Here is a 14,320-nt window from a genome sequence, read left to right on the forward strand (position 1 = left end):
CGGATTTTAAAGCAGAATCCTGACCAACTCTTCCCATTCCTCTTCCAGCGTAGCGGAAGGTCGCTGCCGTCCGGCTCGGCGGTACCAGTAGTCGGCATTCCACAGGTCACCTTCCTTACGGTGCAGGTAGGCGTGTACGTGGGCAGACTGCTTGTCATCCAGATCGTCTATCAAGTCGTGGGCATGATCCCAGTCGCCCTTACCGTCATACCACAAGGCTTCGAGCTGCACGGTGAGACCAATAGGAGGGGTGGTCTCTTTTAATAAATCTTTGAAAGATGTGATATCCATAATTGTTTCGCTACTCCAAAGGTAACAATTTCATTTCCATTCTGCGACTGCTGATCAGTCGAGCTATCGTTTTTCCAGATGCATTCCCGATCGACGGCTTATTGCACAGGTACGAAATAGTGATCATCATCACTTTTAAACCCGATACCAATCACTCGAATGACACTGCGATGACGGTAATTTTACCGCCGGAAAAACAACGATAGCAATGCAGCTAACTAAATTTAATTACGACAACAAAATCGTCAGGGACTTTGGCATCGCCACGATCGTTTGGGGGATCATCGGGATGTCTGTGGGCTTACTGGTAGCCATACAGCTGGTATGGCCATTTATGAATTTCGAATTGCAATATACGACGTTCGGACGTGTGCGCCCTCTACATACAAATGCAGTTGTTTTTGCATTTGTCGGTAATGGCATCTTCATGGGGGTTTATTATTCACTGCAGCGACTGCTCAAAGCCCGGATGTACAGCGACTTCCTGAGCCGGGTACATTTCTGGGGCTGGCAACTCATCATTGTAGCAGCCGCCATTACCTTGCCGTTGGGCCTCACCACCTCGCATGAATATGCGGAGTTGGAATGGCCTATTGACGTGGCTATCACCCTCATCTGGGTGGTTTTCGGTATCAACATGTTTGGTACCATCATCAAGCGGCGCGAGCGCCATATGTATGTAGCCATTTGGTTTTACATTGCTACGTTTGTCACGATTGCCGTGTTGCACATTGTGAATTCGGCACAGCTGCCCATTTCGATGTGGAAAAGCTATTACCTGTATGCCGGCGTGCAGGATGCGCTGGTGCAATGGTGGTACGGGCATAATGCGGTGGCGTTTTTCTTGACTACGCCGTATCTGGGTATGATGTATTACTTCCTGCCCAAAATGGCCAACCGGCCTATTTACTCCTATAAACTCAGTATTCTGCATTTTTGGTCGTTGATTTTCATCTACATCTGGGCCGGCCCGCACCACCTATTATATACCGCCCTGCCGGGCTGGGTGCAGTCCCTTGGCGTCGCCTTTTCCGTGATGCTTATTGCCCCAAGCTGGGGTGGGATGATCAACGGACTGCTCACGCTACGTGGTGCGTGGGATAAAGTACGCACCGATCCTACTTTGAAATTCATGGTCGTGGCGCTTACCGCTTATGGCATGGCCACGTTTGAAGGGCCGATGCTCTCGCTGAAGCAGGTCAATGCCATCGCACATTTCACTGACTGGATTGTGGCCCACGTGCATGTCGGGGCGCTGGGATGGAACGGTTTTATGACATTTGCCATCCTATATTGGCTGATACCCCGTATTTATAAAACCGAGCTGTATTCGAAAAAGTTGGCTTCCGCACATTTCTGGATCGGTACACTGGGCATTCTTTTCTATGCGATTCCGATGTATTGGGCTGCCGTGGTACAGGGGTTGATGTGGAAAGAGTTTACGCCCGAAGGCGTGTTGAAATATCCAAATTTCCTGGCTACCACGCTTCAGATTATACCCATGCATCTACTGCGTGCAATAGGCGGCGCCCTCTACTTATCGGGCGTGATCCTGATGACCTACAACCTAGTGAAAACCATGAAGCAGGGGCGGCTTTTAGCCAATGAGCCGGCCGAAGCGCCCGAACTAACACCCGTACTCGTCAACGAACGTGCACCACACCGCCGATTGGAGCGTAAGCCCATCTTGTTTATGGTGCTGGCACTGATCACCATTTTGATTGGTGGCATCGTTCAAATGATGCCTACCTTCATGATTTCGTCCAACGTGCCTACCATATCCAGTGTACAACCCTATACCGCATTAGAACTGCAGGGCCGCGACCTGTACATCCGCGAAGGGTGTGTCAACTGCCATACGCAGACTGTCCGCCCATTCCGTTCGGAAACCGTGCGCTATGGGGAGTATAGCAAAGCTGGCGAATTTGTCTATGACCATCCCTTCCTTTGGGGATCAAAACGGACGGGGCCAGACCTCCATCGCATCGGTAAGAAATATCCGCATAAGTGGCATTTCGATCACATGCTGGATCCGACAATTACCTCTCCCGGAAGCATCATGCCGCCCTATCCCTGGCTGATCGAGCAATCGTTGGATACGACAGCAACCAAAGCTAAACTGAATGCTATGCGGCTATTGGGGGTGCCGTATACCGATGCGGATATCAATACCGCAAATGTTGACCTCAGCGAGCAGGCCGAAGCAATCGCTGCCGAAATGGGCCAGCAGGGTGTGGATGTACGGGCCGATCGAGAGATCATCGCGATGATCGCCTATCTCCAACGGTTGGGGACGGACATCAACGTACCAGCAGGAACGGCAACGAATGAATAATATAGTAAAGAACAAACGATGTTTAAGCAACTAACGGATTTGAGCGGCAATGAATGGTATCTCATTGCATCGCTATGGATTTTCCTTGCCTTCTTCATTACAGTAGGTATTATGCTCTTCAGAATGCCCAAGGATGATGTCAACTACATGAAGGGGTTGCCCGTGGATGAAACGGGGAGTAAGGATGATGATTTAACTAACTAAATGCAGCAGACCATGAAAATAATCGCCTTAGATTCTTCCAACGATACCCTGATTGTTGCGCTCTTTGTGGTCATGGTGGTCGTATTGATCGCTGCATTGGTGGTGTTACGGGCCATGCGTGTGATGTTACGTGTTACAATGCCACACGTGCTGGAAGCAGAAAAAGTAAGTTTGACTGAGGCTAAGTTCGTACGGCGGAATCGACGCCAGCAGTGGTGGAACAAACTGATGGGACTGCGCCCGCTAGCGGAGGAAAAGGATCTCGTCATTGACCACGAATATGATGGCATTACCGAGTTGGACAATCCGGTTCCTGCCTGGTTCAACGGCATGTTTTACGCCAGCTTGGCCTTTGCTGTGGTTTACTTATGTGTATATCATGTGTTTGGTTGGGGGCTCAATCAAGATCAGGAGTACGACCGTGAAATGGCACGTGCGGAGCAGGCAAGGCAGGAGTGGCTGGCACAAGCTGCAGACAATGTTGACGAAAATACCGTAACGGTAGATACGGATCCCCAAACGGTGGCAGCCGGAATGGCGATCTTCACCCAGAATTGCATCGCCTGCCATGGGGGAGCCGGCGAAGGAGGGATTGGACCAAACTTGGCGGATGACTACTGGCTTCACGGTGGCAAAGTGCAGGATATATTCAAGGTGATAAAGTATGGCGTACTGGATAAAGGCATGGTGCCTTGGGAGCAGAGCCTCACACCGGCGCAGATTGCCGAAGTGACGAACTACATCATTACGCTCCGTGGTACAAACCCACCAAATGCCAAGGATCCGCAGGGGGAAAAGGTTGAGTATGAGGCTAAGGAACACAGCGAAGCAGTTGATCCGGCCGCTACAGCGGGATAAACAACGATAGGAAGATACCATGGGTACAGCAGGAATGGCCGCGGAGTCAAAACCCAAACGCAACTGGATTTATGCCAAAAAGCCGGCAGGCAGGTGGTTCAACCGTCGGCAATGGTTTGGTTATACCCTATTGACGTTCTTTATTGCTGCCCCTTTTATCAAAATCGGCGGTGAACCGTTCCTATTGTTCAATATCATCGCGCGTAAGTTCGTGCTGTTCGGGAGTGTATTCTGGCCGCAAGATCTACATATCTTCGTGTTCGGGATGCTGATTGCCATGGTATGCATCGTCTTATTTACGGTGGTTTACGGTCGTGTATGGTGCGGCTGGGCTTGCCCCCAGACCATTTTTATGGAGTTGGTATTCCGTCGCATCGAATATTGGATCGAAGGTGATTGGACACAACAGAAAAAGCTAAATCAGGAGCCCATTACGACAGGTAAGTATGTGAAGAAGGTTGCTAAGCATATGATCTTTTTGCTCATTTCTTTTATGATTTCCAATATTTTCTTATCCTATATCATCGGTGTCGATCAGCTTTGGAAGATCATGACAGATCCTGTCAGCCAGCATCTTGGTGGATTTGTTTCAATTATCTTGTTTACGTTGGTGTTTTATGGCGTATTTGCTTATCTGCGAGAAATTGTTTGTACAACAATCTGCCCTTACGGGCGGCTGCAGGGTGTATTATTGGATGACCAAAGCATAACCATTGCTTATGACCATCGCCGGGGCGAACCACGTGGTCATCGGAAAAAGGGCGCCGAACAAGCTATCGGCGATTGTGTAGACTGTAGCCTGTGCGTTCAGGTATGCCCCACAGGTATCGATATCCGGAATGGTCTGCAGATGGAGTGTGTAAGCTGCACCGCCTGCATCGATGCCTGCGATGCGGTCATGGAAAAATTAGATCGCCCAAAACGTCTGATCGGCTTCTTTTCGGTCAATGAGATCGAAGGAAATGCCAAAAAGCCGGGAAACACACGAGCCATCGCCTATACGGCGGTGCTAAGCGTACTCATCGCCGTGTTCGGATGGCTCATTTTCAGCCGGTCGCAGGTTGACGGTACGTTGCTGCGTGCAAAAGGCAGCAGTTATCAGGTCCATGAAGACGGCACGGTGAGCAACCTGTACAGTTTGGAGCTAATCAATAAAACCAGTACCGACATGCCGTTTACGCTGGAAGCAATAGGGGGGAGTATGACGATCCGGGTAGTCAATCCAGTGGCCGAGCTCAAAGCTGGCGCTACGGCACAACTGACTTTTTTCTTGATCAGCCCACAGCAATCGATAACGACGTACAAAACCGATGTGAAGATCGGCGTGGTCTCAGACGGGAAAGTGATTGAGACGATGAAAACCACCTTTGTGGCGCCACCGGGCGGGCAATAATTGATAGCGAATGAACTGGGGAACGAGAATAGCATTAGCACTGGCACTCTTCATGGCACTGATTGTGTCGTTTGGCATATACATGGTGAGCAAGGATACCGACTCGCTGGTTGCGGAAGATTATTACGAACGCGGGTTGAATTACGATCACTTGCGAAAAATTGATTCCATGCATCAATCCACAGACACGGTGCAAGTTTCGCCAAAGCAATAAGCAAACATGAGCTATTATACGCTGGCATTCTTCATGGGGCTGTTTGGGAGCCTACATTGCGTGGCGATGTGCGGACCGCTGGTGTTGGCGTTTTCCGATGGACAGTCTCACAGCCCCTGGCAGGTGGTAAGCAATAAGTTACGATATCAATTCGGCCGTGTGATGGTGTATGGACTGCTTGGATTGGCCATAGGCGGAATTGGTCGGGTATTTGAAATCAAAGCGTGGCAACAAGGGGTAACCCTCATTACCGGAGTTTTGCTGGTCGGCATGGGGCTGTTCTCCCTTTTCGGAAAACGCTTCGACAGCTTTTCCCGCCTGCAGCAACAGCTGGTCGGCCCATTGACCCGATGGATCGGATACTGGCTTTATCGACCGGGTGGGCACCTGGTGGTGGGTATGCTTAATGGCCTCCTGCCTTGCGGCATGGTATATATGGCGTTGGCGGCAGCGCTCAGTGCCGATTCTGTGGGCGGCGGTGGGCTGTTTATGCTGTTGTTCGGATTGGGTACCTGGCCGGCCATGCTGTCGGTATCCCTACTGGGTAGCTTCGCCAAGTTCCGTGCGCGTTTCAACTTCGCTTTTTGGCTGCCTATGCTCTGCATCGTAATGGGCGGATGGTTCCTGCTACGTGGCGCTAACCTCAATATTCCCTACCTGAGCCCGTTGATCTATCCGAAGGGCGCGATTGTTTGCGGTACGTTAAAGTAGCTGGAGCGGCCGTTAGTAGTTTAATTCGATGATGTTATGCCTTTTTTGGCGGCAGATCAAAAGCTATCGCCTCATGCTCGAAGTGCCCGTTGTGTGATCCATCGCAAAAGGGTTTGTTTTTTGAAAGCCCACAACGGCAAATGGAAAGTACGGACCTACCTTGTAGGCCATAGGCATCACCATTTCTGTCTACGATTTCAAAGTCGCCTTCAATTCTCACCGATCCGTTGTTATTGATTGTTAGTTTAGTCTTCGCCATTTAGTTTTTCTTCTATTCCGCCAAAAATAGCACATCCAACTAATCAATAGCCATCTACTTATAGTTTAGAAACATTATACCGTGCGTATATCCCTGCTACCTGGCAATGGAGCTAGGATTACCAAAATATTCATTAAAAAAGACCGTATTTTGCGAGCATTGATATCGCAGATTCCCTTATGAAGTATTTTAATGAGTTGGCGACGTTGTTGGATCAGGAACAGGCATTTGATAAAGCCCAGCACGAAGCACTGTTGCAGCAGCGCTCCGTTCAGGAACGGATTGCACTTGGTGTTACCTGGTTTCCCGTTGCGATAACCAATCACGAATTAGGACTGGGTGATTACCTCACCATCACGGTAAACAAAAACAACCATACCGAAGCGGGGCATCGGTTCCGGTTCGGCATGCCCGTCTCCTTGTTTTCAAACCATAATCCGCAGCAGGATCGGCTTCAAGGGATCATTGCATTTGCCGGTCGTGACATCCTACGGATTTCGTCTCGCGTAGACGAACTTCCTGCATGGAGCCGTGGAGGTAGGCTCGGGGTCGACCTGCTGTTCGATGAGAATTCATACAAAGAAATGCATCGAGCACTGCACGAAGCCAGCCTCGCGCTTACCGATAAAAAACAAGGCGACCTGATCAGGCAGCTCCTGGGCGAAGCCGATGTTCGCGAGGCGACTCCCAATCCGGCTTATGAAAACGACCGCCTAAACCCCAGCCAAAACAAGGCGATAGCCCATATACTGGGCGAAAGCCCCCTCTCTATCCTGCATGGGCCTCCCGGCACGGGTAAAACGACGACGCTGGTCTATGCCGTACAAGCGCTCCTGAAGCAGCGGCCGCATCAACTCCTCATCGTTGCGCCGAGCAATACGGCCGTAGACGTGCTGACGGAGCGCCTTGACGCGGTCGGCTTGTCGGTAGTCCGCATCGGCAACCCGGTAAAAGTTTCGGAGCATTTACAGGAACTCACGTTGGATGCCCAGGTAGACAACCACGCCTCCCATAAAACGATCAAGATCCTGGAGAAGCAGGCCCGGGCATATATGGATATGGCGCATAAATACAAACGCCATTTCGGAAAGGCCGAGCGGGATCAACGGAAGGCGCTGTTTGACGAAGCGCGTAAAATCCGGAAAGAGATTGATCAGCTGTTGGATTATGTTGTTCAGGATGTATTTAACAAGGCGCAAGTAATCACCGCTACCTTAGTGGGTGCCAACCATTACACCATTCGCGATCGGCGGTACCAAACCGTTATTATCGACGAAGCTGCGCAGGCGCTGGAACCGGCCTGTTGGATCCCTATCCTGAAAGCGGATCGCGTCGTCCTGGCAGGTGACCATTGCCAGTTACCGCCTACGGTCAAATCCAACCGTCTGGCCACCGGGGGATTATACCACACCCTGTTCGAAAAATTAGTTGCGCAACATCCTGCCCACGTATCGCTGTTGGATGTGCAGTACCGGATGAATGCCCAGATTATGAAATACCCCGCTATGGCTTTCTACGCAGATCGGTTACAGGCAGCGCCTGCCGTTGCCCATCGGACATTGCGCGGCGATGACAGCCCGATTATGTTTATCGATACCGCGGGTGCCGGATTTGAGGAAACCGTCGTTGATCACGCCATTTCCAATCCGGAAGAGGCACACTTTTTACGCAATCACCTTGCTTCTTTTGTAACAAACCTGGGCATGCCGCCTACGGACCCAGCCTTTCCAAGCATCGGCATCATCACGCCGTACCGCGCCCAATCACTTTATCTGCGTGAAATCATCGCGCAGGACGATCGGTTACGGCCTTATGCAGAACAGCTGCAAGTGAACACCATAGACAGTTTCCAGGGCCAGGAAAAAGACGTCATCTACATCAGTTTGACAAGGAGCAATGCAGCGCAGCAAATCGGCTTTTTAGCCGACACCAGGCGGATGAATGTAGCCATGACCCGTGCCCGGAAAAAGCTGATTGTGATTGGGGATAGCAGCACAATCGGATACCATGATTTTTACGGCGGGTTTCTGGATTTCATCGGCTCTTTGGCCAAGCATCACAGTGTATGGGAATGGCATAGTGGAGGTTAGGAGTGGTGTGAATAGTAAATTAATCCATCTATCGGAATTTTGAGTAATTTTGATTGTTCATCATCAATTAACTATTTCTATGGCAGACCATATGAAGATTAAGCATCCACTCCTAATCTCCGCTGTTTTCGTTTCATTTGTTGCTTTTGGGCAAGAGCGATGCAACTGCTTGGATAATCTGCAAGAGACCATTCAAAAAACAGAAGAAAATTATGCCGGCTTTCCCGATAAAATAAAGCCCGCAAACCGAGTACGATACAGCCAGCTGAAAAATACACTGCAAGAAAAAGCGGTCGATTCGAACACACCCATGGATTGTTATTTACTATTGAAAGAATATGTGAATTTCTTTTATGACAAGCACTTCAGAATCGAATACAACGCTCAGATTGATAGCTCGGTAATCGACGATATGCACCGAACGGATAAGCAATTCGGACAAACTGGAGATCATTCAATCGAAGGCGTTTGGAGAGACGTAAACAATACAGAAATTGCCATTATCAAGCAAGGAAAAAATACCTATAAGGCCATTAAGCGATCGTCTGAAAACGATCAGTTCCCGAAAGGCTTCGTTTACTTCACGTTGGTTAAAAATGGCGGTAACTTTTCGACCAAATTGTATAACCGAAATATCAATGTGAACATCCCTGCAAAGAAAATAGGCAATTTGCTGAAAATCTGGAATTTTCAGCTTTGGGCAAAAACAGGCGTAACCCTGTCCGGGAATGAGGAGGAGGAGTTTGAAAGTTGGCGTGGGAACAATAATGGGCTATTGTTCAAAAAATTGAATAGCGATTTTAGCTATCTTAAAATCCCTACTTTCGAAAACAATGAAGGTGCCATTCATCAACTTGTTACGAAGAGCGATTCAGCTATCAGGAATACCAAATACCTCATTATTGACCTCAGGGGAAATGGTGGCGGCAGTTCAGGCTGGGTGAGTTTAATCCCCTATTTGGCTACCAATCAAATAGACCAAGGAGAGACGTACCTGCGGGTTTCGAAAGCGAATGTATCCAAGAAGCTTCAAGATCTAGACGGTTTTGTTAACCATCCGATACCGGATGATTACAAAAAATATTTTCCCGAAGAAACACTAAATCAATATAGAAAAACCTACAAGGAATTGCCGGAAACCAGCGAAACATTTTACCCTTTACCCAGCGTAAGCTTTCCCCTGGATTCTGTTCTAAAACAACCTGCAAAGGTCGCGATATTGGTGGATGAGTTGGGGGGCAGTTCAACGGAATATTTCTTCCATTTAGCTAAGCAAAGTAAAAAAGTGATCACCTATGGTCAACCTACAATCGGGATGATGGATTATGCAGGAATGTCAAATCCCACAAAACTTCCGTTTGATGCGTTTAAACTGTACATACCGATTGAGAAATCCTCATGGACGGATGCAAATCCGATCGACAGAACAGGGTTTACTCCGCAAATGGTTATTGACGAAGAGCAAGCAAATTGGATTGATTACGTAATGGAGGATCTATCTAAGATTCCTTAAGTAATACCCCGCCCATCAACTGCCTAGCGCAAAGTAAAGTGTTTCGCCGTAGACTACTGTGCCATTTTTTAGGATCGCGTAAGCCCTGTAATTGGCATTGTTGAAATCAAAAAAATAAAAGGTCATTTTTTTGGTTATGACCGCGCCCGCGGTCGCTGGCGTATCTTCAAACGGGATAAGTACCGCATGTTCACCGTCAATAGTTGGCGTTGTCTCTGATTTTTCATTGATCCACGGTATAAATACAATGCCATATTCTTTTATGCCAGATGCCTTTTCGAAACGAAGGTTGAAGGCATAGTCGACATCGGTAATCCCGCTCACGGCAATATACTCTGTTTCCAAGGTCGTGACCTCAGTCGCTTCCGCTGCAGACAGGCCATCCTTTTTGCAAGCAAGCATGCTGGATAGTGTAAACAAAAAAACAATGAATAAAACGTTTGCTTTCATATAAAATTGGATTAAATCATAACTATTAATAAAGGTAAATCGCTTCATCTGACGAAAGGTCATCAACAACGTCAAAAAAAAGTCAGGCAGGGGTTATATTGAATATTCCGGACAACAAATCTGCCGCATCGATTGTTTCGCTGATATGAAATGGCAATTGATGATTCCTTGGCTCAAGCATCCACACGCCAAGGACTATATCGCGTTCGTATCCGAGCAAGCAGGCGAAATTGAAATGAGCAAATTCACACCCGTAAATCGTCACGCGATTGGGTTTTGAACTGCGCGGGTTAAAGAGCCAAGGTTGCTCTTTCAAGGCGATAACACTTACGTTCCTTGTGCTGATTATCATAAATCTTGCGAATGGCCAAAAGATCAAAGTAAGAGAAAATCCCCATTCGCCCGATATTGTGTTGCGGGAAGGACCGTTTTATCTGGTGATCGACAGCAAAGGGAAACTGACGACATTTGAGCCGGAGCTGTTTCAAACGAAGAATATCCACATTGAATATGATTTTAAAGGCCGCATCAAACGAGTTGATAGCACTTCGGTGCAGTATAATTTAGATGGTCGTCTCTGTCAGATCGGTGAAGCACGTATAGACTATGATGTTAAAGGCCGCGTCCGGCAAGTTGGCAAACACCGCATCGACTACGACATGGCAGGTCGGATTCGACGTGTGGGCAGCAAGCGTGTCAACTATGACTTTAATGGTCGTCTCCGTCGCAAGCGCTATTCGTAACGATAGAAAGTAAGTGCGATCAATTGAACGTTCCGCCGACAATCCGGGGGGCTATACCATGCTCGTATACAAGAATATATACTGTTCGTTTTAATGTTGCGGAATTTCTTCAACCAGAATTTCGTTTCCCGCATTGTCGTAATACGTGCAAGTCATTTTTTCCATACAAACCGCCCATTTTTCGACACCAAGTTTTGCGCTCATTCCGATAAAAGTCGGATAGTCCGTTTTGCCTTGTTGATGCTTCTTTAAGTCTGCTTTGAATTGTTCTTTGTTACATTCAGGGGCAATAGTCAAGGGTTCATACCTTGCGGGCGAAGCGGTCTTGTAATCATTTTCCCCATAATAATCTGTGTGTCCATCTGTTACAAAGGTTTCGTAATAGGTAACACCTAATGCTTTAATTTCCTTTATGTAAGACGGAAAGTCCGCACCTGATTGCACTTTGCTGTGCGCTGCTTTAATTTGTTCCACTGTAAACATTTTTCCTTGATTTTAATTGTTAAACGATTTATTGAGTGACACGCAATGATTTGATTTTACCAGTTGTCTTTACATGAAGATTACGGTGCAAAGATGCGGTGACGAAAACGTCTGTAATTGTAAAAAGTCGTTTTTTACAACAAGCGTTTGAAATTCTCGGGAGTGTCGCCAGTAAACTGTTTGAAGTCTTTGATAAAATGAGCTTGGTCAAAGAAATTGTTTTCGTAACAGATTTCTGTCAGCGTTTTGGTTTCGTTCAGATTGTCAAGAACTGCGTTGAAGCGAACAATGGAAGCAAATTTTTTGGCTGTTGTTCCAACCACTTTTCTAAACCGCTTTTCAAATGGGCTTTGGCTGATACATAGTCTTCCGTTCAGTTCTTTTATGCGGATAGTTCCATTACTTCCGTAAATGAGTCTAACCGCTTCAACAATTAGTTTGTCTGTTTGTCTGTCTTTGAGTTGGGATAGTAGAAACTGCTCTACGATTTTTATCCGAAGTTTATCGGTGCTAGCAATCGCTAATTTTTCTTCAACTTCCGTTATTTCATTTTTATCAAAAGTATTAGCTAATGAAAGGCTTAGGTTAAAAAGTTCATGGGCTGGATGAGAAGCAAAATGCGTAAACCCGATTTCGGTAAAATAAACCAATATGGTTCCTATGTTCGCAGAATTTTTAAAGATATTGTAGCTGTCTGTAAGCCCCGTAATCCTTGCGGAAGACAACTTACTTTCAGCGTTGTTTTTTACTGAAGCAAGTTGTCCTTTATACTGAAAACCGATAACCAAACCAGCGGATGGCAGAACCTTGTATTCACTTTCCATATCATTCTCCGACACTACGACGTATTTAATGTAGGGCCTTAATCGCTCAGCCGGAAAATGTTTCTCGAATTTCATTTTGTATCAAAAAGTAAATATACAAAAATGTCCATTAAGGTGTTCATCCGGCGTTTCGGGAGCATTCTTCAATTCCATTCTGCCATTGATAAATCGGCAAAGGAAAAAAGTTGCATTGGGATCAGAATTTACTCAATACTCCATATGATCTGATTGAAGTGCCAACGAAAAGTGCAAAAGATGTTCAGTTATTTGCAGAAATCAGTTCCTTACCGGCTAATCTCAAGCAAGAGGTGTCGGATTTCGTGGCTTTTTTAAAATACAAGAAAAAACAAAAGACAGCTGTTTAATCTGCACGAAACCACATACTAATTTATTTCCTCAGCAACCGTCTTCGCGAGGGACATGTTTATAAATTACTTTCCCATCTCGTTCTACATATTCGCCTGATATTATTGGGTATGAATACTTGGGCGCGTGCGATACATTATGGCTTCTTACAATTATCTTGTCGTTAACTTTCAGGCTATGCAATTGTTCAAGTTGAGACTTTTCCGGCTCAAATTTTATAATATAGTCATCACCATTGATCCTGGCCATCACACCGAAACCTAATCTTGAGCCTGGCGGAAGAGAAAGAGCGGTTACTACAGCCTCCATATTCGTATACTCATTAATGTTTTCCCTTATTTTAGCAGCGGTGGCAAGCACTTTTTTACCTTCGGGAGAAACTGCCCATATTGTGAACTTCGTGCCTTCAGGGGTAGCCTTCCATTTTTTCATTTCGGCCTCCCTTTCGGCAGCAGTAAGCGGCTTTGGGCCGGGCTTCTTAGAAGTTTCATTGTTAATTTCGCGATTCGCAAATACTAATCCGCTTACCACAACCAGCGGTAAGATCAGCGCATAAATGATTTTTTTCATATCCTTTCAAAGTTTGTCCAACAAAATTACTTTGATATATTTCAGCCTGAGGAATTTGAATTGTAAATAAAAATGTAACCTTTGTAAATAAATCGTAAAATGGTATGTCTTTTAGCCGAAATCTACTTTCCGGGAAACGCAATTACCTGTGGGGATTGATACTGCTCCTTTTTCTCTCCGCAACATACGTGACTGTCAGTATGACCGGCAGTGACGACTTTGATATTGCCAGGAGGGAAGTTTTGCTTCGGAGGATAGGAGATGAACTACTCACGCAATCGGGCGACAGTAAATCAAGGGTTCTTCCGGTAAAAAAGATCGCCGAAAATGAATACCAGATCAGCTTTGAGAATGAGCTTACTTTTCAACCGGATTCGCTGGTGAATACTACCCGGCGTTTGTTGGCCAAAGACCCCCTCGCAAGTGATTATGTTGTTAATGTTCTGAACTATAGCAACTCCAGTATAGCCTATGGATACGCAATATCCAACGATGAAAGAAATGATATTATAGCTTGTAGGGGAAGAGTGCAACCCAAAGGACATTACCTGGTCAACATTAAATTTAAACCGGCACCAATAGATACCGCAAAGAATGGCTATATTTTCGGCAGCCTGTCAATTTTAGCATTTGTTGGTTTTATTTTTTTTAGATCGGTTAAACCTCGAAAAGCCGAGCCTGGCAATCACAATACCGGTATTTTAACTTTTGGATCGGTCTTGTTTGATGTGCAGGAACGGCAACTGGTAATAAATAAAAGCACCATAGGCCTGACTGACACGGAAGCGCGTTTGCTGCTTATTTTCGCATTGTCTCCTAACCAGGTCATAGCGAGGAGCCGGTTGCAAAAAGAGATATGGGAAGACGAAGGTGTTATTGTGGGGCGCAGCCTGGATATGTTTATTTCAAAACTCAGAAAAAAACTGGAACCTGATCCTAATATCAACGTTGTTGTTATACGCGGCAAAGGATATAAGCTTGAAATTAGCGCTTAGCGCTCTACGCGGGCTTTTAAT

General features: G+C 46.6%; 17 protein-coding genes. 11 read left to right on the top strand and 6 right to left on the bottom strand.

All coding sequences use genetic code 11. From position 1 onward, the window contains the following. Nucleotides 1–6: 6 nt before the first annotated feature. A complete protein-coding gene (locus IEV98_RS11145) occupies nt 7–291 on the bottom strand; it encodes a hypothetical protein (protein WP_188505903.1) in 285 nt (94 codons plus the stop codon). A 208-nt stretch (nt 292–499) separates the two neighbouring features. Between IEV98_RS11145 and ccoN the strand changes: the two genes are divergently transcribed. The 6 genes from ccoN to IEV98_RS11175 are packed head-to-tail and all read left to right on the top strand — an operon-like array spanning nt 500 to nt 6,006. Then, nucleotides 500–2,626 carry a cytochrome-c oxidase, cbb3-type subunit I gene (gene ccoN / locus IEV98_RS11150; RefSeq protein ID WP_188505904.1) on the top strand — a complete coding sequence of 709 codons (2,127 nt, stop codon included), beginning with the start codon at nt 500–502 and terminating at the stop codon, nt 2,624–2,626. Nucleotides 2,627–2,644: 18 nt separating this feature from the next. Continuing rightward, a complete protein-coding gene (locus tag IEV98_RS11155) occupies nt 2,645–2,830 on the top strand; it encodes a hypothetical protein (protein WP_188505905.1) in 186 nt (61 codons plus the stop codon). A gap of 12 nt (nt 2,831–2,842) precedes the next feature. Further along, the gene (locus IEV98_RS11160) at nt 2,843–3,688 is read left to right on the top strand and encodes a cbb3-type cytochrome c oxidase N-terminal domain-containing protein (RefSeq protein ID WP_188505906.1); all 846 of its coding nucleotides are present in this window, start codon (nt 2,843–2,845) and stop codon (nt 3,686–3,688) included. A gap of 19 nt (nt 3,689–3,707) precedes the next feature. Further along, nucleotides 3,708–5,081: a cytochrome c oxidase accessory protein CcoG gene (ccoG, locus tag IEV98_RS11165; protein ID WP_188505907.1), complete on the top strand. Its 1,374-nt coding sequence runs from the start codon at nt 3,708–3,710 to the stop codon at nt 5,079–5,081. A 10-nt stretch (nt 5,082–5,091) separates the two neighbouring features. Then, nucleotides 5,092–5,295 carry a FixH family protein gene (locus tag IEV98_RS11170; protein ID WP_188505908.1) on the top strand — a complete coding sequence of 68 codons (204 nt, stop codon included), beginning with the start codon at nt 5,092–5,094 and terminating at the stop codon, nt 5,293–5,295. A 6-nt stretch (nt 5,296–5,301) separates the two neighbouring features. Continuing rightward, on the top strand, nt 5,302–6,006 hold the full coding sequence (locus tag IEV98_RS11175) for a sulfite exporter TauE/SafE family protein (RefSeq protein WP_188505909.1): 705 nt from the start codon (nt 5,302–5,304) through the stop codon (nt 6,004–6,006). Between the two features lie 34 nt (nt 6,007–6,040). On the opposite strand, the gene IEV98_RS11180 is transcribed toward IEV98_RS11175, so the two are convergent. Beyond that, a complete protein-coding gene (locus IEV98_RS11180) occupies nt 6,041–6,265 on the bottom strand; it encodes a CDGSH iron-sulfur domain-containing protein (RefSeq protein WP_188505910.1) in 225 nt (74 codons plus the stop codon). 179 nt (nt 6,266–6,444) lie between these two features. On the opposite strand from IEV98_RS11180, the gene IEV98_RS11185 reads away from it, so the two are divergent. Both IEV98_RS11185 and IEV98_RS11190 read left to right on the top strand, forming a co-directional pair. Continuing rightward, complete coding sequence (locus tag IEV98_RS11185) at nt 6,445–8,355, top strand: AAA domain-containing protein (RefSeq protein ID WP_188505911.1); 1,911 nt, start codon at nt 6,445–6,447, stop codon at nt 8,353–8,355. 79 nt (nt 8,356–8,434) lie between these two features. Continuing rightward, on the top strand, nt 8,435–9,868 hold the full coding sequence (locus IEV98_RS11190; protein WP_188505912.1) for a S41 family peptidase: 1,434 nt from the start codon (nt 8,435–8,437) through the stop codon (nt 9,866–9,868). Between the two features lie 15 nt (nt 9,869–9,883). Here the strand turns inward: IEV98_RS11190 and IEV98_RS11195 are convergent, their stop codons facing one another. Then, complete coding sequence (locus IEV98_RS11195; protein WP_188505913.1) at nt 9,884–10,318, bottom strand: hypothetical protein; 435 nt, start codon at nt 10,316–10,318, stop codon at nt 9,884–9,886. Between the two features lie 269 nt (nt 10,319–10,587). Between IEV98_RS11195 and IEV98_RS11200 the strand changes: the two genes are divergently transcribed. Beyond that, on the top strand, nt 10,588–11,061 hold the full coding sequence (locus tag IEV98_RS11200; RefSeq protein ID WP_188505914.1) for a hypothetical protein: 474 nt from the start codon (nt 10,588–10,590) through the stop codon (nt 11,059–11,061). Nucleotides 11,062–11,151: 90 nt separating this feature from the next. Here IEV98_RS11200 and IEV98_RS11205 read toward each other — a convergent pair whose 3' ends face one another. Next, nucleotides 11,152–11,544: a DUF1398 domain-containing protein gene (locus IEV98_RS11205; protein ID WP_188505915.1), complete on the bottom strand. Its 393-nt coding sequence runs from the start codon at nt 11,542–11,544 to the stop codon at nt 11,152–11,154. 134 nt (nt 11,545–11,678) lie between these two features. Next, entirely contained in the window at nt 11,679–12,443 is a 765-nt protein-coding gene (locus IEV98_RS11210; RefSeq protein ID WP_188505916.1) for a helix-turn-helix domain-containing protein, read from the bottom strand. Nucleotides 12,444–12,601: 158 nt separating this feature from the next. Here IEV98_RS11210 and IEV98_RS24695 point away from each other — a divergent pair, with 158 nt between their 5' ends. Continuing rightward, the gene (locus tag IEV98_RS24695; protein WP_188506219.1) at nt 12,602–12,733 is read left to right on the top strand and encodes a DUF2281 domain-containing protein; all 132 of its coding nucleotides are present in this window, start codon (nt 12,602–12,604) and stop codon (nt 12,731–12,733) included. 31 nt (nt 12,734–12,764) lie between these two features. On the opposite strand, the gene IEV98_RS11220 is transcribed toward IEV98_RS24695, so the two are convergent. Beyond that, nucleotides 12,765–13,304, bottom strand: coding sequence for a hypothetical protein (locus tag IEV98_RS11220; protein ID WP_188505917.1), 540 nt, complete (start codon nt 13,302–13,304; stop codon nt 12,765–12,767). A gap of 200 nt (nt 13,305–13,504) precedes the next feature. Here IEV98_RS11220 and IEV98_RS11225 point away from each other — a divergent pair, with 200 nt between their 5' ends. Then, entirely contained in the window at nt 13,505–14,299 is a 795-nt protein-coding gene (locus IEV98_RS11225) for a winged helix-turn-helix domain-containing protein (RefSeq protein WP_229738687.1), read from the top strand. Nucleotides 14,300–14,320 lie beyond the last annotated feature (21 nt).

This window comes from Parapedobacter pyrenivorans, from assembly GCF_014636865.1.
GTDB lineage: Bacteria > Bacteroidota > Bacteroidia > Sphingobacteriales > Sphingobacteriaceae > Parapedobacter > Parapedobacter pyrenivorans.